Here is a 26,120-nt window from a genome sequence, read left to right as displayed (position 1 = left end):
ATCAACAACGCCCTGGCCACGCTCTTCACTTGCTCGTTGATCTTTGATTACAGGTCCAGAAAGCTTAATGGGATCGCGGAGCAGGACTTCTTTGTGTCAGACGCAGTTCATCCACTCGCTCCAACAGGTGGTTACCGAAGGCGGGCAATCGATAGATGTTCCATTTTTCATCACCCTCACTGTTACTCACTGCCAGCAGTACCTGCTGACCAGCGCCCAGGGCATGAAATTCCGTGTAACCGGGTATCAGCGCTACTTCCGCCAGGGTCACGGCATCGTGTAAGGCGACACCTTCACTCGTTTGCACAAGAACGAGACCTTGGTCGCCAAGGTCGACAATCTGACTGGCACCCGGGCGTAAAGGCGCCTGCTGCAAAAGCGTATTGCCGTCGGTAGACATCCGCACCAAGCGATCATCGCGGGTTGTCATTAGCCAGCCTTGTGCCTGGAAAACCGCCGATTTTATTGCAAGGTCCCGAGTGGCCGGACTAACAGCCGGTTGCAATTGATGAGCGTCGATAATCGCCCATCGGCCGTCAGTGTTGAACACCAGCGTGTCGTGACCATCGGCCGAAAATACAAGACCGGATTGGCCGCGAAGACTGTGCCAAGGCGACTCACCCAGGCCCACGGAAAAATAGGCCGAGCTGCCTTCGATCTCCGTAGCGTTTTGGGCCTGCGGCGGCAGATAGGTCAACGAGTCCCCGTCCAGCGAACTTCGGGTCCACACCTCGCCAGTTGATTCGTTGACTGAATGACTGCCAGCGGGCGCAGGCAGTACCTGCAATTGGTTGGATTTTATATTGATGCGAGTCAGCACATTGAACGACTCACCGTAGATGTCGCCATTCCAGGCATGGTCGAGGATGGGCGAGTGCCAAAAAATGCCGTGTTCGCGAAAACTCTGAGCCAGCATGCGACTCATTCCATCACGGTTCGATGGCGAGTGCTGATTGAACGATTCGCGGCTGAGAATCGCGTCAATCGTTATCTCATCAATCACCGGATTGAGTTCCTTCAAAACTTCACCGTGCTGATTTGATAGCTGATAAGTCTTGCCTCTAAAGGAGCGCACCCAATGCGCTTCGGGCACGATGTCACTACCTGCCGCGATCGCGCGTATGCCATCGGTCGTAGCGAAGAACATTGAAGTCTTCCCAGACGCCCCATATTTCCCTTTCAACGATTCTCCAAAAAACCGGCCTTGAGGCCAGACTTTCAGCAGCTTTTCGTTGTGGACGGCATACCCCTCGCCCTTGGGTGTGATGGCAGCACGCGAATAAGGCAGCTGCGCAACCCGCTCGAAACCATCATCGGTGACCCTGACCCATTCACTGCCATTCGACTGCGTGAGAACCAATTGCCGCCACACAGGCACGTAATCGAACCATGTTGCAGCACTGGGATAGATGCCCACGACATGACAGTCCTGCTCGTCGCGGCGGTATAGCCACAGCATGGCGGGCGACTCGGTTTGCACCAGCAACTGATCAGCAGCGATAGGGTCGGCCTGAAGGACCTTCCCCGACACGATATGACAGCGCCACAGGGGCTTGAGTTTTTCAGTCTCAAGCATGATCACTGACGTGCCCGCTGTTGAAATGTCGATAACGCTCAACAAACCGTTTCGAGTTCCCAGGACAAAATCTCGATTCACATTGATGGGCAGACGCCCCTGCAGTTGAGCATCTCGATAGCGCTCAATGGCCCGCCCCTGATCATTCAGGTAAACGTCGCCGGTGTGATCGTCCCAATCAGAGACGCTACGACCCCTAATCACTTTCCAGCCGCCACCGGGAAGCCGAAAGGCAACGGAATTGGATTCTTGACCGAACTCGACAATCAACTGCGCACCGACCCAGTACAGGTGAAAGTCCGTTCGTTGATTCAGTGGAATACTCGAAAAGTCACGTTCCTGAACGAGGTCCAGCGAGTCCTGGAGTTTCCCGCTATCCATATTGAAGGTAAACAGCTGATTCTTGATCAGCAGGTACAACTTGCGGCCCTGCGTGTCGGCTTCGACTCTTTGTCCCTGCAGCGCCGTTTGCAGGTCCGTGGCGCTCATACCTTGCTGAAGGAAATGCTCGAGAACCGGTGCCATGTCGATGTAACTCAGCACACTCGGATCAGCATTATTGATCAGCGCGACACGTGCACCTTCTAACAGCACCAAAAATACGGAGCCTTGGGCCAGGCTCTGTAAATCGTACTTTGTCGTCACCTCGCTGAATGGCATGCTGACCCGCTTGTCCAGCAGTGTCCGGTAGATCAGTCCCAACTGTTCCGAGGACGGCGCCTGTCCCAGTCCCTGGCGTAACTTGATCGACGATTGCAGAAAGTCACTTCCGTCGTCGTAGTCAAGACGGCGAAAGCGCGCATCCGCAATGGACAGCAGCTCAAGCGACTGACGTTCGATCCCGGCCCTCCTGGCTTGATCTTTCGAATAAAGACTCCAGACCAGTAACATCAACCCGGCAAAAATCAGTACCGAGCAGGCGATCCACCAGTTTCGCTTACGGTTACGTTCGCGCCGTTTTAGCTGGTCAAAATCCACCCCCAAAATGCCGGCGATAACCTTGAGCAATACGTCCCGACGACTAATGCCGGAGCGTTCACGCATATCGATTGCAAGAGGCTCCTCACGCAGACTCACTTCAAGCTCGTCGTCTTGACCTAACGGATGGCGCAACGCCGGACAAAAGTACTCGTCACTCGGCGACGCATGATTCGTGCGCTTTGGGGCGCTATCGACCATGACGGTGATGATCTTCTCGCCTCGTCTGGTGCGCTTGAAATGCAGAACCTCTTCATTCACCCATCCGGACTCGGCCGATTTGGGTGAGCAAAGCACGATCAAGGCATCGGAATTGTCCAGTGCTTGCTTGAGCGCCTGCCGAAGACTGGGCGAACTTGACAACTCTCCGTGGTCGATAAAGACAGGAAAAAGACGAAGCAAATCCCCCCGTTGCTTGCGCACCAGCGCCCGTATGTCTGATGGCAGCTTCCATGTCTCAAGGGCGTTGTGTAACCATTTTGCGGCCTCGCCATCGTCGTGAGAATAGCTGATGAATGCCCGATACTTTTGAACATTAGTACAGGTGCTTCGTACTTCTTCCATGGCTTACTCAGATAGTTAATACTTGCATCTAACACGTCACCGAAGCTGTACTCCCTACTGGCTGCCGCGAGAAAATCCAGTACTGAGTTGGCTACAAACAACAATCTTTCCGCTCAAGGCAGTGACTTGACGATGCTATAGCAGTACCTAGCCATAGTTCGAGAGTACATGCACGAGGTTGCCGCGATATTCCAAAACAACGACGGCGCGAGTATTAAAATCATGGATAGAACCACCCAAATCAAGCGCAGGTGTTAACTATCGGGGCGTGTGGCTGCCCCGTGACTCTAAATAGTGGAACAAGCATTACTCGTCTTACATCAGCTTACGAGTAAGACGAAAAAGCTCGGCCTGGTAAAGGGCATCGTGTAGCGCGTCATGATCACCTTCTCGCTTCGGATTAAGTGCCTCTGCGATTCTACTGGAGCGAGTATCCGCCCATTTGCATCCTGTCGCGCCCATATACATAGACTTAATATCCAGCGCAGCGAAACCAAAAGGATTTTCTCCCAGATACCGATGGAAGTAATAGTTCACGAATGACCAATCAAACGGTGCGTTGAACCCCACAAAAACCGGTATTGAGTCTTCTCCTGTCATCTGCGCCACCCACTCCTTAAAAGCTCGCATACCTTGCTCTGGATCAAGCCCCTCCTTGGCAAGGCGCTCAAGCGAAAGCCCTGTGATTTCCAACGCCTTTGGGTCGGCATTGAGCGTCGTCGGTTTCAACTCGCAGGCAAAGGTCTGGTTCGGATCGTCGACGCCGCAGGCTCCGATGGTCAACAAGCTGTATTCACCCGGGATCGGACCTGCGGTCTCAACGTCAATTGAAATGAAAACTTCGCGTTTGCTGCTCATGGGATAAGAGGCTCTGTGGGAACAAGGGGGGGGCGCGTTTTAATGGCGTTCCAGTGGGTACGAAACTCGCGTTTGCGCTCCTCGCTACCGCCTGTGGTTTTCCAGTGATGTCCTGACAGCGAGTAGATGTCAAACGGATGCTCGGTACCTAACTTGGCCAACACCATGGTTGGCAAACCTCGACCTAGCGCGTAACCCAGTTCCAGAAAACAGTTAGGACGAAGCCCGGTTATGTCAGCGAGCACTACACTGCTGCGATGAAGTTTGGTGAAAATCTCCTGATCGATACGGGCGAAGTCATACGCTTGCTTGCCGTCGACGACTTCGAGTTTGTAACCAAGCTCACCCTCCATGACGGGTTGCACCACGTTGTCAAAAAAGGCTTGTACATCCTCGTACTCAGGATGGGAGCTGTTGAGCAACCGGACGACAAAGGCCTTGGGCGGGATAAGCGCCTCCAGCAGTTCCAGAATGTCACGCGCACCGTCCTGGACCGATTTGCGCGCCGGCATTTCGATCCGATTCAGCCAGCTCTGCGAAGATGTGCTGCTGTCCGCATGAAAAAGGCGCCGGGCGTGGTTGCCTGAAGTGCCTAACTCGAACAGCCTCAGTGCCCCGGTATTCGGCGCCACCAGTTTGAGGTTTATCGGAATGACCGGCTTTCCGGCATCGTGATAGAGATTGGCCAGGTACAAGACTCCCTCGCCGCCTCCCAGAGCGATCAGAATATCGCCGTGGCGAGCTTGGGTCTCCATCCGTTTGCTGTTCATGTTCCAGTGCGCCGCACTTTCGATCTGAACCAGCGAAGATCCTCTTAGCGCTTCCCAGAGTTCGATAAACTCGTCGGGGATCTGATCTTCGTTCTTGTGATGCTTAACCGCGACGATCAACGGGCTCGGGGCGTCGGAGGGCCTTAGGTGGATATTTTGGTGAATCGTTTCCCAGATGAGCCAATCAAAACAAATGGGTAAGCCGTCCGATCGCTTCTTTTCCGCGTCGACCGGGATGACGAATGTCGCTCCCTTGCGCATCAACTCCTTGACCAGCGCCACCACCGTCTCGCGGGCACGAGTGACTTCAGTTACCGAAGCTATCGCGGGATCATCGACAATACTGCCCGCCAAATGAATGCGTCGACCAAACAATGATGATAGCGCCATTACTTGTCCTCCAAAATCGGGGACGGTCGCAACAAGCTTGCCGCCTCCTGAAGGAGCTCATACGTCAGCGGCTTATCGGGAAAAGCCTTAGCCAACGCTGCTGGGTACAGGCGAGTGCGAATGTCAGAAAATGTCCAGCCGGGCTGCTTGTCGCGGGGACCTGTCGCTGCCACAAGCCCTTCGATTTGTCGAGCATTGAGGCTAAGACCATCCAAATCCATCTTGAGCAGGGCCCGTCGCTCATCGTCATCAGGTCGCAGAAACTCTTCCACCACTGCTGCACGACGCTGTAAGGCCGCGTCCAGTACCGACAGGCGATTGGTGCACAGGAATACGACGATCCGACCGCCATGGTTACGCAGGTCATCGATACACTGAATCAGTGTATTCACCGCCACTTTGTCCTCGTGATGACTGTGCTCTTGAGAGCGAGAAGCGGCCAGTGAGTCCCCCTCATCGATCACCAGAATCGCCCTCCGGGTCTTACCCGCCGACGCAATGACCTCAGCAAACGCCTGGGTCACTAGGGTCCCCATTTCTCCAACCTTACCGCTGCCACGGACGCGATTGCTAAGCTTGAACAGCAACGAGTCTTCTGTACGTGACTCCCGGGCCAACCGATTGGCAATGCATTCAGCCGTCGCGGTTTTGCCAGTGCCGACGTCTCCGTGGAAAATGACTAGTGGGTATTGCTCAGCCACAAGGTTGCACAGGGCAAGCGCAGTGCGGTGATGTTTCTGACTCCAAGTTGCCAGCTTATCGAGGTGCAATAACAAGCGCAGTTGTTCGTTGATTTTCTGATAACGCGCGTCGAATCCGAGCAGATTCTTTTCTCGAGCCTGCAGCGTGTCATCAGGCAGTGGTGTTTTACTGTCAAAAATATTGGGGTGGCTCATCGACTGAAGTCCTTTCTTTGCATGCCATATCCATTGCTAACGTAATCACGGCCGCTACCAGAAGTCAGGGTTGAGTGACTGGTATCCGCGCTAGTGGGGGTCCAGCCGATCAACAGTTTGCCACTCATCTTCTCCTTCGCCGCCGCATCGTAGGCTGCGGTATAGAAGAGAACGATACGCAGGTCTGGATTCGGCAGCCTCGGCCACAGCGCACCAGGCCGACTCATGGTGAGATCGCCTGACTCGGTATTGACCTTGAACTGAATAGCCTTGTGCTCCACGTTATTGCTGAACAAAGTAAGGTCGACCATCTTTAAATAACCATTCTTGGCCAACAGTTCGACGTCGTGAGCCCATTCCTTGGCCTTGTCCTCAGACACCGCACCGGTGCTGCTGGCAATCATGATCAGATCTGCTTTGACCCGGCGAGCTACCAGTTCCACGTCGACAACGGAATACGTTTCGGTTGAAGTGTAGGTCTGACTCATGCTGGCTCCTTGACTTTAAATCGCGGCCCGAAAAGCTCTTTCCAAAGCTCGAGGTCGTCTTCTGTTGATGCGAAATGAGCGGTTTGCCAGGCATTAAGAGCGGCTTCCACAATTTCCTTGCGCTCGCCCTCGGAAATCCGGCTGGCTACGTTGTTGGTGTTGCACACTGGATCAAGTATCACTACCGGATCGCTAAAGACCGAGGTCACGGTGCCGTTTTCCGGGAAGGTGATGACCTCCTTGAGTTCGGACTGGGCGATGTACTGCAGAAAGTCACGGAAGCGTTTTTCGATCGAACCTTCCTTGCCGTTGGTGGCAAGTACGTGAGCCATGATCAGTTCGATAACAAACGATTTTAAGGGCTTGAGTTCTATGCGATTGCGCCACTTTTTACCAAGCCGCACCAAGGTGCGAAAATCAGGGTCAATGTTCTTGCGATCACGCACGAACTTGATCTGGCAAGGTGCGCAAGTCTGTACCCGGGTTCCGTCATGGATATCGAACTGCCAGCCGTAATTGGCGTTTTGGGGATCTTCGATGACCGGGACGATGTCCACGCTCAACCCCGAACCGACAAAGGTCACGGTCGCCGCCTTACGCTGGATCTCGAAGTCTTCAACCGACTTGTTTGGGTACAAGGTGATCAATGCGTCGAAGATGAGCTGATTCAGGCTCGATAGCGTTTCGTGATCGACATTACGACCAGAGATGTAAAACACAACGTCGACATCCACCGGATCTTCAGTGGTTTGACGCAGGATGGTGAACTTGGCGAATGACCCAGCCTTCACGACCTTCGTGATGGTGATTTTGTTCTGATCCTTAAGTTTTTTGCTCAACTCAGAGATCAGTCGATCAACTTGCTGGTGATACGCCGTGCGCTTCTCAGCGGGAAGGCGCAACACGTTACCGTCGTAATAACGTATTTCGGTGTTGTTCAAAGACATGGGGAATACCCGTCATAGAGAGTTAAAACCCTGACCATCCGCTGGTTTGGGTACCCGTGAATGGCGAGTGCCCGTGACGATTTGCGCTCCAGCAGCCGATCGCGTAGCTTTACTATACGAATATTTTTTATACGCGTCTAGTTTTTAGACTGAAAGGAAATGGCCACCATGACAAATGACGTTGAGACAACGCCCAACACTCCCCCCCGGGCTGGCGCGCGTTGGGGTCAGGAACGACGGCTCGAATTCATCGACTATCGATTGCACTGGGACGGCCACCTCAACCGAAGCGACCTGACCAGCTTTTTTGGCATATCTGTCCCACAGTCTTCTCTGGATCTGGCCGAATACATCAAACGGGCACCCGGCAACCTGACGTACGACACGAGCACCAAGGTCTATCGAGCACCCTCTTCCTTTCGGGCGCTTTTTGCGTCCAGCTCACTTGAGCGTTACCTAGAGGATTTACTACGAGCGACCGTAAGCCCCGAAGGCTTACATGGCAGTTTTCTCGGATGGTATCCTCCCGTGGCCACTGTCCCTCGCCCTTGGCGGCGCCTGGACGTCACGGCGGTCATTGCCGTGGTCAAAGCCATCCGCCAGCACGAAGCTTTGACCATTCGATATCAGTCGTTTTCCTCAGCGACGCCCTCCGTACGAGTGGTGACCCCGCATGCACTAGTCAACAATGGTTTTCGTTGGCACATGCGTGCGTACTGTCATACCAATGATGATTTTCGAGACTTTTTGCTCTCGCGAGTGCTGGAAATCGAGAAAAGTAAAATCGACCAAGAACGCGCCAGCGCTGATCGTGCTTGGCACAATATGGTCCGCCTAGTACTCGCCCCACATCCGGAGCTGGAATCCGGGCATCGGAAGGTGATCGAACTCGACTTTGGCATGACCGAGGGAGAGTGCAGTTTTGAGTGCCGACAGGCGCTGTTGTTTTACGCCCTACAACAGCTAGGGCTGGACCAGGCCGATTCGGGCAAGTCCGCGAAGGCCCAGCAAATCATTTTGAACAACAGGGATGAACTCGCCGAATTCTTGCCCAAAACCAGCTACCGATAACGTGCTGAACATCAGGGACGATGTCACTGCTGGCAGATTTGCGCATAACTATTTCTGAGCCTAGGCGCAGCGCATCAAGCAGAAGATGACCCAATGATCATCCCAATAGCAGCGCCACTCTACATGCTCTGGCTCATCGCGACCGGCAGCTATCGGCTGAAGCGGACATTCACAAGCGGCCACTACCGGCCGAGGCTGTGTAAAAACGTTTTTTAGCGCGATTGGAGCCCAGTGTTGGACTGAAAATCGCGTTTTCTACGCAAAATCCAGTTCGGCTGACGTGCCGATAAATTTCAGATTTAACACAGATGCGCATACTTCAATTTTGTGAAGCGTTTTTACACACTCTGGGCCAAAAGCGGTCGGTCAGGCTTTCTTGGGCTACGTCAGCAAAAGACTGATTCAGGCCTGTTGGCAAATGCATGGCCAGCGGCCGGTTCACTCAGTATTCTGCCGCTCAGCCTTGAATTGGTCAGGTGGATCTTGCCGAACCATCAGCGACCTCCGCTGCCGTGAGCACGTCGCCACAAGGCAGCCGCTCGCGCGAGCCGAGCGGACAGTTGCAAAGCGACCCGAAGGTGGGCCCGCATCGTTGGGCTTACACTGGCAGCAGCACTCCGAGAGATAGAGTCGCAGCGCGCCATTTGAGACTACCCTCGGGAGCGTCACGTGCAAGCCATCGGCCGTCAGCCCCAGATGGGCGCCGGAGATGGCGTTTGCCGCTCTGTCTCACTACAGGTCAATGCCAGAAGCTTGTTACACTACCTCGACCCACAAGGTAACGCGCCAACTACTTCCAGGAGTTGGCGCACTAGGCGATTGATTGCGGGCCAATAACGCATCGCGGTCTAAGTGAGGCGCAGCTTTATTCGGCGGTGCTGTTGATGCGCCGCTTTGCGCGCTGCGGCCTCCGCGGCGAAGATCTCAGCGAGTAGCGCCTGCTGTTGGGAGAAATGGCCGAACGCCTAAGCGGTCGCCACGGGCAGGCGACACCTCCATTACGCTGTCATCGCTATGTGGCGCTCAAAGCAGTCGTTGCGCAAGTAAATATGCATGGTACGACCCGGCGTCGAACGCGGCGTGCTGCTCGAGCGACAGCCCACAAATTCTCCTTGAGGTCCTGGTTTACAAATCACCCAGCCAGATCGAAGATGCGGTTCTTGGATCTGCCTAATTGCAGTCGTTAGCGGTTGAAGACGATGAACAACTGTACGTCCGCTCCCTCAGCTCAAAGCCGATGGAAGACCGTTCGCGTCTTCATCTCGTCCACCTTTCGCGATATGCACGCGGAGCGCGACCTTCTAGTCAAGGTTACCTTCCCGCGCCTGCGCCAATGGTGCGAAGACCGGCGCCTGCATCTGATCGACGTGGACCTGCGCTGGGGCATTCCGCGCGAGGAGGCAGAGGATGGCAAGGTGCTTGAAGTCTGCCTGCAACACATTGACAGCTGCCGCCCGTTCTTCGTTTGCCTGCTCGGCGCGCAGTACGGCTCGCTTGCGCAGGATGCGTCCGCGGCGCTCGCGGGTGTGGAATCACAAGGACCGTACTCAGTGACTCATCTGGAAATCGAAACCGCCGCGCTGCGTCCGCAAGAGCAGGGGGCCGCGCCGGAGGCGTTTTTCTACATCCGTGACTCGACTTCGTTGCCGCCTCCAAGCGATCTCGATTGCGGTGAGGACGAGCGCGAGGCCTATGCGTCCACGTTCTTTCAATCTGCGCCCGCGTCCGGCCAAGTCGACTTGCAGCAGCGACTGGAAGCGTTGAAACAGCGCATTCGTGACGTCTTCGCACCACTGGACCGCGTGCGCACATACACCGGACGGTGGGACAGCCATACTATCGACCCCGCAACGCCTGGCGTGCCTGGGCGGCTTGTCTCGCTCGACGACTTTAGCGAGCAGTTTGAAGCAGATTTGAAGCGAGCCATCGAAGTGCGCTATGCCGATCACATAGCCCAGCAAGAGCGTCCGATGCATGCGGTCGCCGCGGAAGTCGACCGGCAGGACGCGTTCGTCGCGAGCCGGGTTGAGTTGCACGTTCCAGATCTTGAATTGCAAGAGAGAATCGATGACTACATCGCCGGCGATACACCCACAGCATGTTTCGTCTGGGGCACGGCGGGCAGTGGTAAGAGCGCGGCACTGTGCTATTGGTTTGCACGGCGCGACGATGCGCAAGCGCTTGTGGTGTTTCGCGCGGCAGGTGCCAGCCCATCGAGCACGCGCGTGCTCGACCTGCTCGCGAGCATGTGGTTCGAGTTGATCTCAAAGCTCGGTTCGGACGCAAGCGCCGCATTGCCGCCGGTGCCGCGCGACGCCGCAGACATCATGAAGGCGTGGCCCGCGTTCTTGCAGCAGGTCGCAGTGGCGGCGCAGCGTAGCGTCGTGGTGGTGGTCGACGGCATCGACCAACTTGAACGCACCGCATCGCCCGCGAACTGGATCCCACTGAAGCTGCCGCCTGGCGTGCGCATACTCGTCAGCACCGCGAGCGACGCAGTCGAACTGTTAACGGCGCTGCGCCAGCGCCACGCGCTCGAAATTGCCGTTCCGCTGATGGACGAAGCTCGTTGCCGTGCTCTAATTCGCTCGTTGCCCAACTTGTACGCGAAGTCGCTCGACGAGAGCCAGGTGGCGGTGCTGCTCGCTAACCCGGCCAGCCGCAACCCGCTGTTCCTGACGCTGGCGCTGCGCGAGCTGAAGCTGTTCGGCTCCTTCGACAAGCTGGACGACGCGATCGCTCGCTTGCCCAGGCCTGCGCAAGGCGAGTCGTCGCACGACGCGCTGCATCGCATGTTCGACGCGATACTGGCGAGGTTGGAGGCCGATGAGCCGTACGCCACTCGCGAGGTCGTTCGCACTACGTTCGCTGCAATCGGAGCTTCTCGACGCGGATTGAGCGAAACGGGCTTGTCGGAGTTCATTGCGCAGGCACACCCGGACATAGCCGCCGCCGCACGCAACGCGACGCTGCAAGTTGTGCTGCGGCAAATGCGGCCGTATCTGCAACGCCGCCAAGCGCCGGACGGGGCGCTCATCGGTTTTTTTCACCGCTCGCTTGCCGAGCAGGTCACCACACGCTACCTGCCCGATGCTGCCACGCGTGCCGCGCGCCGGAAGACGCTGGCGATATTCTTCGAGCACCGCGCGTGGTTTTTGGAAGATGGCCAACCCGATCTGGGCAAGGCCACTGAACTGCCTTTCCTGCGCGGATCCATCGCGGCCGACGAACCAACACTCGAGGCAAAATATGCGCTCGCGTCGCTGATGCTCGAGTGGGAGCTGTGGCACGCGAGGCATCGCGCCGGCATGCTCTACGAACTGGCCGGCGACCTCCAAGATGCGGGCGGCCTGTTCGGCAAGGACGACCCGTTGGGCTGGCAGCTTCGGCTGGCCGAGGAAGCCTTGCGTCGCGACATTGATTTCATCGACGCTCACCGCGACGACTATCCTCAAGCGCTGTTGCAATGCATGTGGAACAGCTGCTGGTGGTACGACCATCGCATTGCTGGCGCGCATTACGCAGATGGAGGCAGGCACCTACCGCGGGACAGCACCATGGCACGCTGGGCCGAGGCGGGCAGGCAGGTTGCGGAGCGCTTGTACCCCGGTGGTTTTTGGTTGCGTGAATTGCGCCCACCGCTGTTGCGTCTCGGCTCAACCGTCGACCGGCGCATCACCGGCTTCTCTCACGCCGTGGTCGATATTGCGTGGTCGCCCGATGGGCGCTTCTTTGTCGCGGTGTCGATAAATCCTGCCGTGCGCGTGTTCGACACTGCGAGCGGGCAGGAATGTTTGCGGCTGCACCGCATCGGCCACAAAATCTTATCAGTAACGATTTCGCCCGATTCGCAGCGGTTCGCCCTGGGGATGGCGCCCACCGTGACACAACAGACCATCATGGAATTCTCGCTGCTCACGGGCGAGCACATCGCTACGCACAAGGGGCACCGCTCAGGCGTTCACAAGCTGCAATACAGTAGTGACGGAAAGCTGCTCGTCGCATGCTCCGGGGATGGTTCGATCACCATCTGGTCCATACCGCAGGGTGAACTGTTGGACCGAATTGGTGACCCCGTGTCACAAGCTCACGCAACCTCCTCGAACGCGTACTTCGACTTCATTCCGGGTACGTCGCATTTCGCATGGTGCTCAAGGAGCGACGCCATCAACGTGTGGGATTGCGAGTCGAGGCGCGCAGTCAGGCAATTGCGCGTCAGCGCGCATGCAGTCGGCAGGTTGTTCGTTTCGCCAGATGGACTGTTGGTTGCCTTCCATTGCGGCTACGACAAAGGCCGCGGGCTGTGGATCTACCGATTGCTAGACGGAAACCCCGTGGCGTGGCTGGACAAGAACAACGGCTACGGCGGCCCCCTCGCGTGGTCGCCCGACAGTGAGTTGCTTGCGATGGCGGACAGCAACGCATTGAATGTGCGAATTTGGCACGCCACGAGTGGCCGGCACGTTGGCGACGTACGGGCACAGCTGAGCAAGATCAACACGATGGCGTTCTCGCCGGACGGATCGTTACTCGCGACTGCGTCGGGCAACGACCTCGGACTCGACAGCGAGCACGGCGAGAACCAGTTTGAAGTGCACTTCATTCGCGTTGACGAAGCACGCACAGAGGCTAGCCCCGTAGACCACGAGAACATGATTTCCGCGCTTGCCTACTCCGATGACGGAACGGTGCTGGTGTCGACGGCTAAGACGCCGACGATGTCGTACAAGAACGAGCCATGCGCGGTGCGCATTTGGGACGCGCACACGATGGTCTTGCGGGCAACACGCCAGATCACCGAGTCGATCGATCGGCTGATCCGTGTGCCTGAGCGGCCGCTTGCCATCACTTGGGGCGGATGTAACCTCGCCAACGAGCAGGATGCGACCGGCTTGCGCCTCTGGCATTGGCCGTGCATGCGTACCGTAGCAACGTACAGGTTCGCTGGCTGGGCTGGGGTGGACGTTGCGGCAGACAGCTGCAGCTTCTGGCTGCGGCATAACAGCAAATCGCAACTGTTCGGTCGCTACGAGCACGCCCTTCCCTCGGGTAAGCGGATGCGCGATGTTCCCGGCGAACCCCTGGCCTTCTCCCGCGACGGTCGAGTCGCAGTCGTATCGGACGGTAGTGGCAAGCTGTGTGTGTTGAACGCACAGACGCTCACTATGCTCGGAGAAACCGCATCGATTCATGAAAAGGGCCGATTTGAGCATGCGTGTTTTTCAGCGACAGGTGACGTACTGGTCCACAGTGACAACTCCGTCATCATGGTTCGCGACAGTGCGTCGTTGAAGGAACTGCGACGTCTTGGCGGCGACAAGCACGTTCGGTTCCTCGGTATCTCCGACGACGGGCAGTGGCTGACTTCGGCACACCGTGACGTCCTCCGTGTGTGGAATATTCAGACCGGCGAGTGCGTGCATGAATATCCCCGCATGACGGATCCTTCCGCTTTCGCGCGTAACCCGATGGCTATCGCGATGTTCGCCGTGGAAGTCAACGGGGAACTTAACATTCTGCACAGTCCCGGCGGCGCGTGCGTTGCGCGATTGCCGGGCAATTGGCGACACGTGTGCGCGCATCCGGACGGTAGGACTTGGTCAGCCGCGATTAACACGCATCTGACCGCGTGGCGACTGGAACGATTTGGAGACGAGCTTGTAGTGGACGAGCCGTCGTTCGGCGTACAGGTTGAGGAGTGCAGCGAACCGTTGGTCCCGTCAGGGCTGGTGACGACTCTGCTCGAATTAGCCCGGCGAAAGTTGCGGCGATGGTTCGGCTAACATGCGCCCGCCGAAGCGTTCTATATCGCCAAGTGTGGCGCACGATTCCGCGTACTTCCAGTGTCGCTAGGTTGAAACGTCTGCGCGGCCCGTCTTGCGCCACGAGGACGATGGGGTCTTCGACCTGAGGATCTGGTGTAGCAGTAGCGCCTCATCGCCTACCAGCACATGTTCCGCGGCGCCTTCACACAAATGTCGGCTCGCCCGTGCAAAGTGGCCAAGAAGGCGCGGCGTGCAACGCTGCGGCGGTTGCCCTGCACCACAACGGGGTTGCGCCCGCCGTGAAGCGCGCATCGCATTTCGCTCCTCAATGTGGTCTCCTTCGGGTAACAGCCTTACGGTTACCGAAGCGAGATTGGCAGAGAACCTTGCCTGCAAGCTGCCCTTCTCCAACGACCGTTGATGGCCAGGCCTCGAGCGCCATCTGAATCAAATTCTCCCAGCAGGAACGGCAGGTGAACTCAGTAAGCCGCCGCTCAGACCCCCTCCGTTTAAGCCGCGCCAGTGACTGCTCCCGCTGCATTGCTGACCTTGCGGCGAAAAATCTGAATGTCTCTTAGGGGGCGTCTACTGCCGGTCGCTACTGGCAGCAATTGGCCGGTTTCAGTCCTTCGCGACAGGCAGAAAACGGCCCAGAGTGTGTAAAAACGCTTCACAAAATTGAAGTATGCGCATCTGTGTTAAATCTGAAATTTATCGGCACGTCAGCAGATGTGGATTTCGCGTAGAAACGCGATTTCCAGTCCGATTTTGAGTACCTGTCGCGTTCAAAAACGTTTTTACACAGCCTCGGCCATAAGCGGCCCCTCCCTGGAACTGCGCGCAGCCTTCCGCAGATTGCGCTAGGTACAGATTAGGATTGGCCTGCCCGTTGTTCTGATGGGCAGGCTCCCCCTCCAATATCGATTTAGTAGAACCACAGTGTGCACGGACCACGCCTTATATTGATAAACGCAACACCGATGGATAAAAGGACGTCGAGAGCATCATGTCCACAGGGCGTGACTACGGGGCGGGCGACATCAAACAGGCCATTTATGACTTCCACGGCAGTGACAGCGCCTTGATGCAGGCCATCCTCAAGTCACTTCCACAACTCGGCACCTTGACGGCGCGGGTGCGGGAGTTGATCGAGTCGTGACTCTCTGGTGAAGTCGTCTGTGGCACTGCCGTGATATTGGCCGGCGCGTAGTTCATCAAACTAATTCCGGTCCTGAGCAATCAGGACCGGCGCTGGCAGTTCAGTCCAATCGGATGTCCAACCCAAGCCCCGGCAGGCACCATTCCTGCCAACTTTCGTCTACGGCCGCACGCTCTTCAGCGTTGGCACAAAAATCCTTGGACAACTCGAACAACGCCGCCACCCGCTGCCGGCGCTGCTCCATGGTCATCTCGTCTCTGATCCCAACGGTTTGTACAGTCTGGAGAATTTTCGTGTATTGGGCCTCATCCAATCCCTCAGGAAAGATGGAAAAGCATGTTTTCTGACTGACGTGCAGCTGTGGTGGCAGTACCCGCAGGATCAATCGGTGCAGTGCTTTATCGCCCGTGACTACCGCAGGTGTGCCAATAAATGAATAACCCTGCTGGCGTAGCGTCGGCAGTATCAACCATAGGTTCAAATCCCCCGCCCGGTTACGCAGGTACGGCACTGTGATGTGGCTGCCCTCAACCTTTTGTCCCGACTGGAAAGCCAGGAAGGAATCCAGATACGAGTAGGCAGGCTTCGTATCCCCGTCGAGTTTGAGCGCCTGCTTACTTTTCAGCACAACCCCTAAGGCAGTCAACATAAGGCTGGAAGTGAAGCGCGGAATATCAGCCTGGCCAATTCGATCAAGCTCAGCCAGCGCTGTCTCCACCGGCGTCTTCCTCGACAGCAATGATTTCATGATCACCACATAGGGAAAAATGAGGCTGAACTGCGTCTTCAGTGCCGCTTCATTCCTGCGTAAAAGGGCCACTTGTTGCTCGGCGAAATTCGCTCGAAAGTTAAAGCCCAAATCGCACAAGGTTTGGGTCATCGCGTCTATTCGGGTAATCGGGTCAGCGCGAAACTCTGGATTGGAAAACCACTGTTCCATCAGCGCCGGCAACGGATTCAGAATGGACTGGTGCCGGACGTGCTGTGGCAGCTGGCGCGCCCAATCCACTTTACTCAGGGCATTGGTGTCCAGAAATAGCTCATAGGGGCCATCGCCTTTCTTTGCATTCAGAAACGGCCACACCACTGCGTAACCACTTGGTGTGAGCACGCATCGTTCGCCATAAGGCACAGCGATATTAAGTTGCTGCATTGGAACACGAACCTCATCGCATTATAGTTTTTGAAGCCCTAAATCTTATAGGTGACAGGCTACCCTTGCATGGCATCGTTCAAACGCATCCGCTGATTGATGATTGCGTCTCACAACTGTATTCCGGCCGGCGTATTCATCCGCCCTGCACCGGCGGGGATACTGCCCCACTGGCGCCTTTCGGATAAACGCTCATGACGAAGTCTGATTTCGCCGCCTGGTCCTGGACCGCAGGGGCAGGCATCGACGCAGAGATCTGGCTCTCTTCGATCTGGCCATTGATAGCAAGCTTCGAGCCTGCGACTTAATGAAGCCCAAGGTCCGTGCGCGCGATGTCGCTCCTGGCGAGTACGTATCATCACGAGCCATGGTGATGCGGCAGAAAACGCAGCGGACGTCAGGATTACTAACTCCTTTTTCTATATTTTCGTCGCAAGTTCATCGTAACGGCAGAAAGCATTGGCAAGTTGCATCTGGCGGGGTGTTCGGCATTGAGCCTCAAACAAAGTAGGTGACGCAACGAGTACACAAACACATTTTGCACGTGATGTAGCGACATTCAGTCGGTTTAGGCTGTAGAGAAACTCCATTCCACGCGGTGCATCGACGTAGCTTGATGTTGTCATCGAGTAAATGACGATCGGCGCTTCCTGTCCTTGGAATTTGTCGACAGTTCCGATCCGAGCGCCCGAAATGCGGTCCTGCAACTCGAACACCTGCGCATTATAGGGAGCAATGATTAATATATCTTGAAGCAATATCAGTCGCTCAACACCATGCCTGTCGATCCAGGTAGTGCCTGACGCAAGGACTTCCTCCACGAGCGTTCGAACGCAATCAGCCTCTTCCGGCGATGAACTCTGATTGCCTTCAGAAACGACTGCCACATAGCGGAGGCCCGAACCATTGAGGCGTCCGGGTGAGCGAATTGCTTGAGCCTCCAATCCTGGGCGAGGATGAAGACGCCCCTCGTAGAATAGTTCGGACGTATAGGAGCAGATGTCCGGATGAAGACGCCATGTCTCCGCAAGAAAAAGTCCTCGGTCAGACGCAATCGTCTGCTCTTCACCAAGAATATGATGCAGAGCTGAAACATCAGTGCCTTCTGGATGACTACCCTGCATCGGCTGATCGAGTTGTTGCGGATCGCCTAGCAACACAACGCTATTCGCCGCTTGTGATACCGCAATTACATTCGCAAGCGCCATTTGCGCCGCTTCATCAATAAACAGCACATCTACGGAGTGCGCTGCATCAGGCAACGCCCACAGCCAAGCAGTCCCTCCTGCCACATTTGCTCTGCTGCCGATGGCGTTTAGCAAATCAGCATTACTTTTTACAAATCGCAATCGCTGCTGATCTGGTTCCATCTCCGAAGGTTTTTGAAAGCAGCAAACATCAATTCCCATTTCTTCAGAAGCCTTCACAACTCCATCGAGAAGGTTGCGGATGACCTTGTGACTATTGGCAGTTACTCCAACAGTCTTCCCGGTTTGTACGAGAGAACAGATCATGCGTGAGCCTGTGTGCGTCTTGCCGGCACCTGGCGGCCCTTGGATTGGAAGCAGTCCACTTTCGATATGTGCCGCAACACGGAGTGCGGCATCTAGGGCAGGCTCACCATCATGCTGGATCGGTTGATTGCCTATCCGAGGGGGCAGACGCATCAGAAGATCACGAGCGGCCTGAAAGGGTCCGTCCCCCTCCATTCCATGAGCAACGACATGTTCGCCGATGCGAACAAGCGCATTCGCAAGGACAGTAGTATTAATAACTGTGTGGGAAAAAACTGCCTCAGGATGAATATTTGCACTGTCCCCTCGTTTCTTAATATCGACCCAACGTTCATCCAGAGAAATTGCGTCGACGCTGCCTAGTTTCCTGCCTCCTAAAGTGTGCAAATCTTCACTGCCGCGCATCTCCGTTTCTTGAGGAGGGAAGCTGTAGCGATGAATGGGTGCCTTAGCTGTTCCCCCATTCACGCCCACAAATGTTAGACCTGAAAGTCCAGCTCGCTCGTCGAGCAAATCTTCTGCCATAAGGTCGGAAAGGCGGAAATACTCCCACCAAAGCGCCTTCTGTTCTCGCCGGTGCCAGTCGAGCGAATGCGCGAGAATCCATCGAGCATGCTCCTCGGCCGTGCGCTCCGCCGCATCAGTAGGAACCCCGTCCGTCAACCGTTCGATAAGCCCATTGATCTTCTCTTGCCATTCACCAAGTGCCTCGCTTGGCACGCTCTCAGGTACTTCCGGTCGAGGAATGATATTGCCAACATTGATCAAGTTGGTGCGCCGTATTTCTAACCAGTCCCGAAGGCGCCATGTAGATACGCAGTCATCTCGGTTGTATCCAGTCACAACATAACGATCAGCATCATTGATGAATGCTAAATCTCCCAGCTCAAGACATGCTTGAACCTTAGCAAGCGCCATGTTTGCTTCTGAAAGATCTGTATCTCGGATGAAATCGTATAAGGGCTCAAGCTTTTTGATCGAGTAACTTTCCACGCTCGCTCGCAGACCATTTCGTATCACGCTGTAAAGGTCAACAAAGCGTTTGGAGCGCAGAAGAGCATCAATCTCCTCTTCACGACTTGCATGCCGCCCCATCAACCGTTTTAGAGCAGCCGGCTCATAGGGTGCGAAATGGTAAATGTGCAGATCCGGGTATTGCTCCTGTCGAGCGACGACGAAATCGATGAAACGCTCGAAATTCAGTTTTTCCTCCTCACGAGATAGCGCCCAGTCAGCTGTGTAAGCGATGCCATTGCTACCATCAATAAAAGTATAACCAAACAAGTACTCAAGGCCGCCTTCCCCAGCAAATGGATCGCCCTCCAGATCGAAGAAGATATCCCCGACTGAGGGTTCGGGTAGGCTCGCTAAACCGAATCCTTCCGTCACAGGTAAAAGTTCGTGAAGCACGCTCCCAGCTTCGCGTCCCTCGATCTGAATGCGCGCCTGCTCTCGTACCCGCTCGTACGAATGTACTGCCCCGCGCGAGGGTCTCCATGCAAGCGGAACCGGCATTGCTGCTAGATCCGTCATGGTTTCTATGCCGTGCCGTCTTAACTCATCGATATGGACTTTGGTGATCCCGGCCACAAGCGAGAGATGGTCATCCTCTCGACGTTTCCGGTCGCAACGACTCTGCCAACGACAGATGTCGCAATGCTCCTTCGGTTCAGGATAGATCACCTCCCCCGCGTGCTCGATAGCAGCTACAAGGCTGCTTTTGACTCGTCGGAAGTACGCTGCGTAATCGTCCATTCGATACATCTGTGGCTCATACCCAGACCATGGGGCAACTACATAGCTATGCGTCGGGCAACCCCCTTGGATGGTGCCGACTAGATCCGCATACAAGCAAAGCTGCAAGACAGTTCCACCTTTGGTCTCACGAGCGAGCTTGGTATCGATCACCTCATAAGACCATGCTCCGAGATCGCTCTCGACCTCTATTCGCCTGAGGACATCCGTGCGACCCACCCAACCATTCGCGCGAAACGCGCCTTGTACTATGATCTCGTCCCCAGCGACCATGGCGCTCCTTGTGCGCTCGACCGATTCGTCATCAACTCCGACACCGTCAATGATTGTGACGGATAGACCTTGGGATCGTAGGTGCTCGACAAAGCCTTGTTCATGTCGCGCGCCACGCTCCCAAAGAATCTGCAGCAATGGGTCCCAGATAGCGGGGCGTTCTAGCTCGCCATTCGCCACCGCTAAGTCAAGGCTCGTTAAGTGCCGGCAGTTAAGATGTCCAACCAAGTCAGAAGCACTAAGAAAAATCGAATCGCCTAGCCTTTGCATTTGATTCCGACCTCATCAAAAGTCCATTCAGATGCTCTGTCGTCCAAATGCCAGCTCTAGTGACTTTTAGGATTAGCCAAAGCGAATGCCCGCTCGTCGAGTGTAGTCAATAGTGAAAGATCCACTGTGGATCGAAAAACAGGCACTCAAACATACCCCGTCGAGCTCTACCTTAGAGCTTCATCCTCATCACGACGCGACTAGGAACCATGGAATGAATCGCAAGCAGTTTCTCGAGCAACCGGACGTGCTCGGCCTTATCGAGTGGCTAATCGAAAACCTCCCCACTCTGCCAGTGCATCTGAAGGTCGCGCGCAGCAGGTTTGTGCGCAAAGCGATCGACTGCAAGGTTCAAGGTATCGAAGCGGTTCAGGCGGAATACCAGTGGGGCGGGAACTGGGAGACGGTTAAGGCGGAGCTGCGCCGGCTGCGTATTCGCTTGCGCCTGGCGGTTCGCGCCCGCGATGAGTTCGCCACGCATGGAGCCTGCGAAGCGATCCTAGCGTGGGGAAATGTCGATGGCGCCGTCGGATTCCTCAAGGAGCAAATGCACGATAAGAACTTGGTGAATTACCTAAAGCAGTGCCAGGCGCTTCTCGCGCTAGACCGCAAGCAGCAGCTCAACCACCTCACCAAGCAGAAGATCCTAAGATTCGACTCGGGCATGACTAAGATCCATGCCCTGCTTGACACCACAGGCTCTCCCATCTATGACGGCCGGGTCGGTGCCGCCATCGCGCTGCTCTACCACCTGTACCGCCAAGGCACCGGCACCACTGCGTCGCAGGCACTGGACTTCGCCTGGGGGCCAGGGATTGGCGACCAGATTCGAAACCCACAAGACTTAAAGCTTGGCTACAACGGTACACCGCGACTCTCCACCACCAGTCGCCACCTTTGGGCACGGCGCCAGCTCCAATTAGGTTGGATCATTCGCGCGGTGCTAGAAGGGTCCGAACTATTCGCCAAGCAGCCTCACCTGGTAGACCGCTGCCACGCCTTTGAAGCTGGATTGTTCATGATGGGCTACGACCTACGCAGTTTAGTCCCCGACGGCTATACGATCCCGGTGCCGCCCAAGCCTAACTACCGAGTACGCAGGATGACCCGAGCGACCTGAGATAAACAAGCTGCTGGTTGACCTGTATGTAGTTCTCAATAAGCAAGAAAATAGTCTAAAACACTCAAAAACATCAGGACCTGAAGAGAAAGACCAAACAACATTGGTAAAGAGACCACGCGTGAGCGCCAAAGACTGCGTCCGCCCACGCGGAAGCCGCGAGAATTCCACCCAGAGCCAGTGGTTTTGTGGGGGTAAAAACGACAAAAAATAAAAAAGGGTCGCGAGATAAAATCTCGCAACCCCTTGAATTATATGGTCGGGACGGAGTGATTCGAACACTCGACCCCTAGCACCCCATGCTAGTGCGCTACCGGACTGCGCTACGCCCCGACTAGGCGTGAAACTGTTTCGCAACTTGCTAAAGCGGTGAGGAATATACCCTAAGCTTTTGAATTATGGAAGTATCTTGCTCATTCATCATGCACGGAGAATGACCAGTACATCTTCCAGCTCGGCAATCATCTGCCGGATCATCTGCTTGTTGGGTTGGGTATCGTCCTTCGCTTCGCCACTGGAAAGACGCAACCGGGCTCCACCAATGGTGAAGCCCTGGTCGTAGAGCAAGGCGCGGATCTGACGGATCATCAGCACGTCCAGTCGCTGATAATACCGACGGTTCCCGCGTCGCTTGACGGGGTTGAGTTGAGGAAACTCCTGCTCCCAATAGCGCAGAACGTGCGGTTTGACCGCGCAGAGCTCGCTGACTTCACCAATGGTGAAGTAGCGTTTGCCTGGGATAGGCGGTAGCTCGTCGTTATGACTTGGTTCCAGCATAAGCCTCAACTCGGGCCTTCAACTTCTGCCCTGGACGAAAGGTGACCACACGGCGAGCAGTGATCGGAATCTCCTCGCCGGTCTTTGGATTTCTACCAGGCCGCTGGCGTTTGTCTCGCAGGTCGAAATTGCCGAATCCGGACAATTTCACCTGTTCGTTGTCTTCCAGAGCGTGCCTGATTTCCTCAAAGAACAGCTCAACCAATTCCTTGGCTTCTCGTTTATTCAGGCCCAGCTCTTCGTACAGACGTTCGGCCATCTCAGCTTTCGTCAGAGCCCCCATACGCTACTTCCTTAACGTGACGTTTAACCGTTCCTCAAGTGAATTGAGGATAGCAAGTGTCGTTGCGTTTACCTCATCGTCATTAAGAGTGCGCGATGGATGCTGCCAGGTCAAGCCAACTGCAAGGCTTTTTCTATGCGGATCAATGCCTTTACCCTGATAAACGTCAAATAGCCTGAGGTCCGTGAGCCATTCGCCTGCATTTTCACGAATAACGTCAAGAACTGCACTTGCATTGACGTCCCGATCAGCCAGCAGAGCCAGGTCGCGACGCACTTCCGGGAAGCGGGAAAGCTCGTGGAATTTCGGCAGACGGCCTGTGGAAACTTCGCCCAGAACCAGCTCGAACACGAACACCGGGCGATCAAGACCCAGCGTTTTTGCCAGTTCCGGATGAATGGCGCCCAGGAAACCGACTTCACGACCATCGCGCTCGATGCGAGCGGTCTGGCCAGGATGCAAGGCTGGGTGCTGACCCGCAGAGAAGGTGAACTCACCCAATGCGCCGGCAAAACCAAGCACTGCTTCCACGTCCGCTTTCACGTCGAAGAAGTCGACGGCATCACGGCCTTGTGCCCAGCCTTCAGGCAGACGGCTGCCGCAGACCACACCAGCCAGCATCGGCTCTTGCTTGAGACCATCAAGCTGGCCGACGAAACGCAGCCCGCTTTCGAACATGCGAACCCGGTCCTGCTGACGGTTGAGGTTATGTTGCAGAGCCTTGACCAGGCCCGGCCACAGGGAAGAACGCATGGCAGCCATGTCGTTGGAGATCGGGTTGGCCAGCAACAGCGGCTCGACGCCCGGATTGAACAGCTCGAAAGCCTTCGGATCGATGAAGCTGTAAGTGATGGCTTCCTGATAACCGCGAGCAACCAGCAGGCGACGCAGCTCTGGCAGGTCACCACGCGCTTCGGCCTTGGCCTGAGGTGCCAGACGGGCTTGCGGGTAGCGAACAGGCAGATGGTTGTAACCGTACAGACGCGCCAGCTCTTCGATCAGGTCGACTTCCAGACTGATGTCGAAGCGATGACTTGGTACTTCAACGCGCCACTGGCCAGCAGCCTCGTTGCTCAGCTTCAAGCCCAGAGCCGTCAGAAGGCGTTCGATTTCGGCGTTTTCAATGACCAGACCGAGCATTTGCTCGACGCGGCTTGCACGCAGGGTAACCGAAGCAATCGAAGGCAGGTGCTGTTCGCTGACCGCCTCAATGATCGGGCCGGCTTCGCCACCAGTGATTTCCAGCAGCAGGCCAGTGGCACGCTCCATGGCTTCACGGGCAAGCTGCCAGTCCACGCCACGCTCGTAACGGTGCGAGGCATCGGTGTGCAGGCCGTAGGAACGGGCCTTGCCAGCCACCGAGATGGTGTCGAAGAAAGCGCTTTCCAGGAAAATATCCCGGGTCTTGGTGGTCACGCCACTGTGCTCGCCACCCATGATGCCAGCGATAGCCAGAGCGCGCTGGTGGTCGGCAATGACCAGGGTGTCGGCACGCAGGCTGACTTCCTGACCATCGAGCAGGACAAGCTTCTCGCCCTCCTCGGCCATGCGCACGCGAATCCCGCCATTGATTTCGGCCAGATCGAATGCATGCAGCGGCTGACCCAGCTCCAGCATGACGTAGTTGGTGATATCCACGGCTGCATCGATGCTGCGCACGTCCGAACGACGCAGGCGCTCCACCATCCACAGCGGTGTAGGACGCGACAGATCGACGTTACGGATCACTCGACCCAGGTAGCGTGGGCAGGCAGCAGGTGCCAGCAATTCGACAGGACGGACTTCGTCATGCACGGCAGCAACAGGCGCTACTTGCGGACGAGTGACCTCGGCGGCATAGAGCGCGCCGACTTCACGAGCCAGACCGGCAACCGACAGGCAATCGCCACGGTTCGGCGTCAGGTCGACTTCGATGCTGGCATCGTCCAGCTCCAGGTAAACACGAATGTCCTGACCCACAGGCGCATCGGCAGCCAGCTCCATCAGGCCATCGTTGCCCTCGCCCAGTTGCAGCTCGGCAGCGGAGCACAGCATGCCGTTGGACTCGACGCCACGCAGCTTGGCTTTCTTGATCTTGAAGTCGCCCGGAAGCTCGGCGCCGATCATTGCGAAAGGAATCTTCAGACCCGGACGCACGTTTGGCGCGCCACATACAACTTGCAGAGTCTCGGTACCGTTGCTGACCTGACAAACGCGCAGCTTGTCAGCATCAGGGTGTTGCTCGGTGCTCAGGACTTCGCCTACGACTACACCCGTGAAGATGCCGGCGGCCAGCGTGACGCTGTCAACCTCAAGACCGGCCATCGACAGACGAGCAACCAGCTCGTCACGGGAAACTTGCGGGCTTACCCAGCCACGCAACCATTGTTCACTGAATTTCATCCTGCTCTCCTAATAGATTCGTTACGGGCATGCGTTCTAGCGAAATTGCGCCAGGAACCGCAGGTCGTTGTCGAAGAACAGGCGCAAATCATTGACGCCGTAACGCAGCATTGCCAGACGCTCGACACCCATGCCGAAAGCAAAGCCCTGGAACTCTTCAGGGTCGATGCCGGACATGCGCAGCACGTTCGGGTGGACCATTCCGCAACCCATGACTTCCAGCCAGCCGGTCTGCTTGCAGACGCGGCAGCCCTTGCCGCTGCACATCACGCATTCCATGTCGACTTCAGCGGAAGGCTCGGTGAACGGGAAGAACGAAGGCCGGAAACGCACGGCCAGTTCCTTCTCGAAGAACACTCGCAGGAACTCTTCGATGGTGCCCTTGAGGTCCGCGAAATTGATGTCGCGGTCGACCAGCAGGCCTTCGATCTGGTGGAACATCGGCGAGTGGGTGATATCCGAGTCACAGCGGTATACACGACCCGGACATACGATACGGATCGGCGGCTGTTGCGACTCCATGGTCCGCACCTGCACCGGCGAGGTGTGGGTACGAAGCAGCATGTTCGCATTGAAATAGAAGGTGTCATGCATCGCCCGCGCCGGGTGGTGGCCAGGGATGTTGAGCGCCTCGAAGTTATGGTAATCGTCTTCGACCTCAGGGCCTTCGGCAATGCCGTAACCGATGTGGGTGAAGAATTGTTCGATACGTTCCAGAGTTCGGGTGATCGGGTGCAGACCACCAGAGGTCTGACCGCGTCCCGGCAAGGTCACGTCAATGCACTCGGCCGCGAGCCTGGCAGTCAGTTCTGCCTGCTCAAACGACGCCTTGCGGGCATTGAGAACCTCTGTGACACGCTCCTTGGCAACGTTGATCAGCGCGCCGACTTGCGGACGCTCTTCAGCAGGCAGGTTCCCCAGGGTCTTCATCACCTGAGTCAACTCGCCTTTCTTGCCGAGGTAGTGAACCCGGATTTGCTCCAGGGCATTGATATCTTCGGCGCTTTGCACAGCCTCAAGAGCTTGCGAGACCAGCGCGTCCAGGTTTTCCATGTACAGACTCCAGATACGAAATAGGGGAAGAGCCAAAGGCTCTTCCCCTATTTATGACGTTCAAAACCGATTCCGGAA

The 26,120-nt window shown here is 56.2% G+C and carries 16 protein-coding genes, 1 tRNA gene and 1 pseudogene; 5 read left to right on the top strand and 13 right to left on the bottom strand.

The window, feature by feature from the left end; translation table 11 throughout:
* Positions 1-64: 64 nt before the first annotated feature.
* From JL015_RS15800 to JL015_RS15775, 6 genes are all read right to left on the bottom strand, one after another.
* Positions 65-3,118, bottom strand: coding sequence for a toll/interleukin-1 receptor domain-containing protein (locus JL015_RS15800; RefSeq protein ID WP_201019102.1), 3,054 nt, complete (start codon positions 3,116-3,118; stop codon positions 65-67).
* Positions 3,119-3,433: 315 nt separating this feature from the next.
* Positions 3,434-3,976: a 3'-5' exonuclease gene (locus tag JL015_RS15795; protein WP_201019101.1), complete on the bottom strand. Its 543-nt coding sequence runs from the start codon at positions 3,974-3,976 to the stop codon at positions 3,434-3,436.
* Positions 3,973-5,136, bottom strand: coding sequence for a hypothetical protein (locus tag JL015_RS15790; protein WP_201019100.1), 1,164 nt, complete (start codon positions 5,134-5,136; stop codon positions 3,973-3,975). The genes JL015_RS15795 and JL015_RS15790 overlap by 4 nt, the downstream gene beginning before the upstream one ends.
* Complete coding sequence (locus JL015_RS15785; protein ID WP_201019099.1) at positions 5,136-6,032, bottom strand: AAA family ATPase; 897 nt, start codon at positions 6,030-6,032, stop codon at positions 5,136-5,138. Before JL015_RS15785 ends, JL015_RS15790 begins: the two co-directional genes overlap by 1 nt.
* The gene (locus JL015_RS15780; RefSeq protein WP_201019098.1) at positions 6,029-6,520 is read right to left on the bottom strand and encodes an HORMA-1 domain-containing protein; all 492 of its coding nucleotides are present in this window, start codon (positions 6,518-6,520) and stop codon (positions 6,029-6,031) included. Before JL015_RS15780 ends, JL015_RS15785 begins: the two co-directional genes overlap by 4 nt.
* Positions 6,517-7,467 carry a CBASS oligonucleotide cyclase gene (locus JL015_RS15775; RefSeq protein ID WP_201019097.1) on the bottom strand — a complete coding sequence of 317 codons (951 nt, stop codon included), beginning with the start codon at positions 7,465-7,467 and terminating at the stop codon, positions 6,517-6,519. The genes JL015_RS15780 and JL015_RS15775 overlap by 4 nt, the downstream gene beginning before the upstream one ends.
* A gap of 168 nt (positions 7,468-7,635) precedes the next feature.
* Between JL015_RS15775 and JL015_RS15770 the strand changes: the two genes are divergently transcribed.
* From JL015_RS15770 to JL015_RS15760, 3 genes are all read left to right on the top strand, one after another.
* A complete protein-coding gene (locus tag JL015_RS15770; protein ID WP_236250222.1) occupies positions 7,636-8,538 on the top strand; it encodes a helix-turn-helix transcriptional regulator in 903 nt (300 codons plus the stop codon).
* Between the two features lie 1,199 nt (positions 8,539-9,737).
* On the top strand, positions 9,738-14,321 hold the full coding sequence (locus JL015_RS15765; protein WP_201019095.1) for a DUF4062 domain-containing protein: 4,584 nt from the start codon (positions 9,738-9,740) through the stop codon (positions 14,319-14,321).
* A gap of 988 nt (positions 14,322-15,309) precedes the next feature.
* On the top strand, positions 15,310-15,462 hold the full coding sequence (locus JL015_RS15760) for a hypothetical protein (RefSeq protein ID WP_201019094.1): 153 nt from the start codon (positions 15,310-15,312) through the stop codon (positions 15,460-15,462).
* Positions 15,463-15,562: 100 nt separating this feature from the next.
* On the opposite strand, the gene JL015_RS15755 is transcribed toward JL015_RS15760, so the two are convergent.
* Entirely contained in the window at positions 15,563-16,615 is a 1,053-nt protein-coding gene (locus JL015_RS15755; RefSeq protein WP_201019093.1) for a hypothetical protein, read from the bottom strand.
* 256 nt (positions 16,616-16,871) lie between these two features.
* Here JL015_RS15755 and JL015_RS27715 point away from each other — a divergent pair.
* Positions 16,872-17,009, top strand: a pseudogene (locus JL015_RS27715) (integrase); the annotation flags it as partial.
* 25 nt (positions 17,010-17,034) lie between these two features.
* On the opposite strand, the gene JL015_RS15750 reads toward JL015_RS27715, so the two are convergent.
* The gene (locus tag JL015_RS15750) at positions 17,035-20,427 is read right to left on the bottom strand and encodes a TM0106 family RecB-like putative nuclease (protein ID WP_201019092.1); all 3,393 of its coding nucleotides are present in this window, start codon (positions 20,425-20,427) and stop codon (positions 17,035-17,037) included.
* Between the two features lie 214 nt (positions 20,428-20,641).
* On the opposite strand from JL015_RS15750, the gene JL015_RS15745 reads away from it, so the two are divergent.
* Complete coding sequence (locus JL015_RS15745) at positions 20,642-21,547, top strand: hypothetical protein (RefSeq protein WP_201019091.1); 906 nt, start codon at positions 20,642-20,644, stop codon at positions 21,545-21,547.
* A 256-nt stretch (positions 21,548-21,803) separates the two neighbouring features.
* Here JL015_RS15745 and JL015_RS15740 read toward each other — a convergent pair.
* The 5 genes from JL015_RS15740 to pheS form a co-directional block, all read right to left on the bottom strand.
* Positions 21,804-21,880 (bottom strand) — tRNA-Pro (locus tag JL015_RS15740).
* A gap of 87 nt (positions 21,881-21,967) precedes the next feature.
* Positions 21,968-22,324, bottom strand: coding sequence for a MerR family transcriptional regulator (locus JL015_RS15735; RefSeq protein WP_025260457.1), 357 nt, complete (start codon positions 22,322-22,324; stop codon positions 21,968-21,970).
* The gene (gene ihfA / locus JL015_RS15730) at positions 22,305-22,607 is read right to left on the bottom strand and encodes an integration host factor subunit alpha (protein WP_002553164.1); all 303 of its coding nucleotides are present in this window, start codon (positions 22,605-22,607) and stop codon (positions 22,305-22,307) included. The genes JL015_RS15735 and ihfA overlap by 20 nt, the downstream gene beginning before the upstream one ends.
* A gap of 3 nt (positions 22,608-22,610) precedes the next feature.
* On the bottom strand, positions 22,611-24,989 hold the full coding sequence (pheT, locus tag JL015_RS15725; protein ID WP_201006943.1) for a phenylalanine--tRNA ligase subunit beta: 2,379 nt from the start codon (positions 24,987-24,989) through the stop codon (positions 22,611-22,613).
* 36 nt (positions 24,990-25,025) lie between these two features.
* Positions 25,026-26,042 (bottom strand): phenylalanine--tRNA ligase subunit alpha, encoded by a 1,017-nt coding sequence (gene pheS / locus JL015_RS15720; protein WP_024685429.1) that lies wholly within the window; start codon positions 26,040-26,042, stop codon positions 25,026-25,028.
* Positions 26,043-26,120: the final 78 nt, after the last annotated feature.

The organism is Pseudomonas cichorii (genome assembly GCF_015471405.1).
GTDB classification, from domain to species: domain Bacteria; phylum Pseudomonadota; class Gammaproteobacteria; order Pseudomonadales; family Pseudomonadaceae; genus Aquipseudomonas; species Aquipseudomonas serbiensis.
The sequence above is the reverse complement of the archived record's forward strand: the minus strand, read 5'-3'. Positions and strand labels throughout refer to the sequence as shown.

Coding starts and splice junctions, on each gene's coding strand:
- pheS (WP_024685429.1), bottom strand. CDS start 26,042: ATGGAAAACCTGGACGCGCTGGTCTCGCAAGCTCTTGAGGCTGTGCAA.
- JL015_RS15770 (WP_236250222.1), top strand. CDS start 7,636: ATGACAAATGACGTTGAGACAACGCCCAACACTCCCCCCCGGGCTGGC.
- JL015_RS15745 (WP_201019091.1), top strand. CDS start 20,642: ATGAATCGCAAGCAGTTTCTCGAGCAACCGGACGTGCTCGGCCTTATC.
- JL015_RS15750 (WP_201019092.1), bottom strand. CDS start 20,427: ATGCAAAGGCTAGGCGATTCGATTTTTCTTAGTGCTTCTGACTTGGTT.
- JL015_RS15800 (WP_201019102.1), bottom strand. CDS start 3,118: ATGGAAGAAGTACGAAGCACCTGTACTAATGTTCAAAAGTATCGGGCA.
- JL015_RS15785 (WP_201019099.1), bottom strand. CDS start 6,032: ATGAGCCACCCCAATATTTTTGACAGTAAAACACCACTGCCTGATGAC.
- ihfA (WP_002553164.1), bottom strand. CDS start 22,607: ATGGGGGCTCTGACGAAAGCTGAGATGGCCGAACGTCTGTACGAAGAG.
- JL015_RS15755 (WP_201019093.1), bottom strand. CDS start 16,615: ATGCAGCAACTTAATATCGCTGTGCCTTATGGCGAACGATGCGTGCTC.
- JL015_RS15780 (WP_201019098.1), bottom strand. CDS start 6,520: ATGAGTCAGACCTACACTTCAACCGAAACGTATTCCGTTGTCGACGTG.
- JL015_RS15790 (WP_201019100.1), bottom strand. CDS start 5,136: ATGGCGCTATCATCATTGTTTGGTCGACGCATTCATTTGGCGGGCAGT.
- JL015_RS15795 (WP_201019101.1), bottom strand. CDS start 3,976: ATGAGCAGCAAACGCGAAGTTTTCATTTCAATTGACGTTGAGACCGCA.
- JL015_RS15735 (WP_025260457.1), bottom strand. CDS start 22,324: ATGCTGGAACCAAGTCATAACGACGAGCTACCGCCTATCCCAGGCAAA.
- pheT (WP_201006943.1), bottom strand. CDS start 24,989: ATGAAATTCAGTGAACAATGGTTGCGTGGCTGGGTAAGCCCGCAAGTT.
- JL015_RS15765 (WP_201019095.1), top strand. CDS start 9,738: ATGAACAACTGTACGTCCGCTCCCTCAGCTCAAAGCCGATGGAAGACC.
- JL015_RS15775 (WP_201019097.1), bottom strand. CDS start 7,467: ATGTCTTTGAACAACACCGAAATACGTTATTACGACGGTAACGTGTTG.
- JL015_RS15760 (WP_201019094.1), top strand. CDS start 15,310: ATGTCCACAGGGCGTGACTACGGGGCGGGCGACATCAAACAGGCCATT.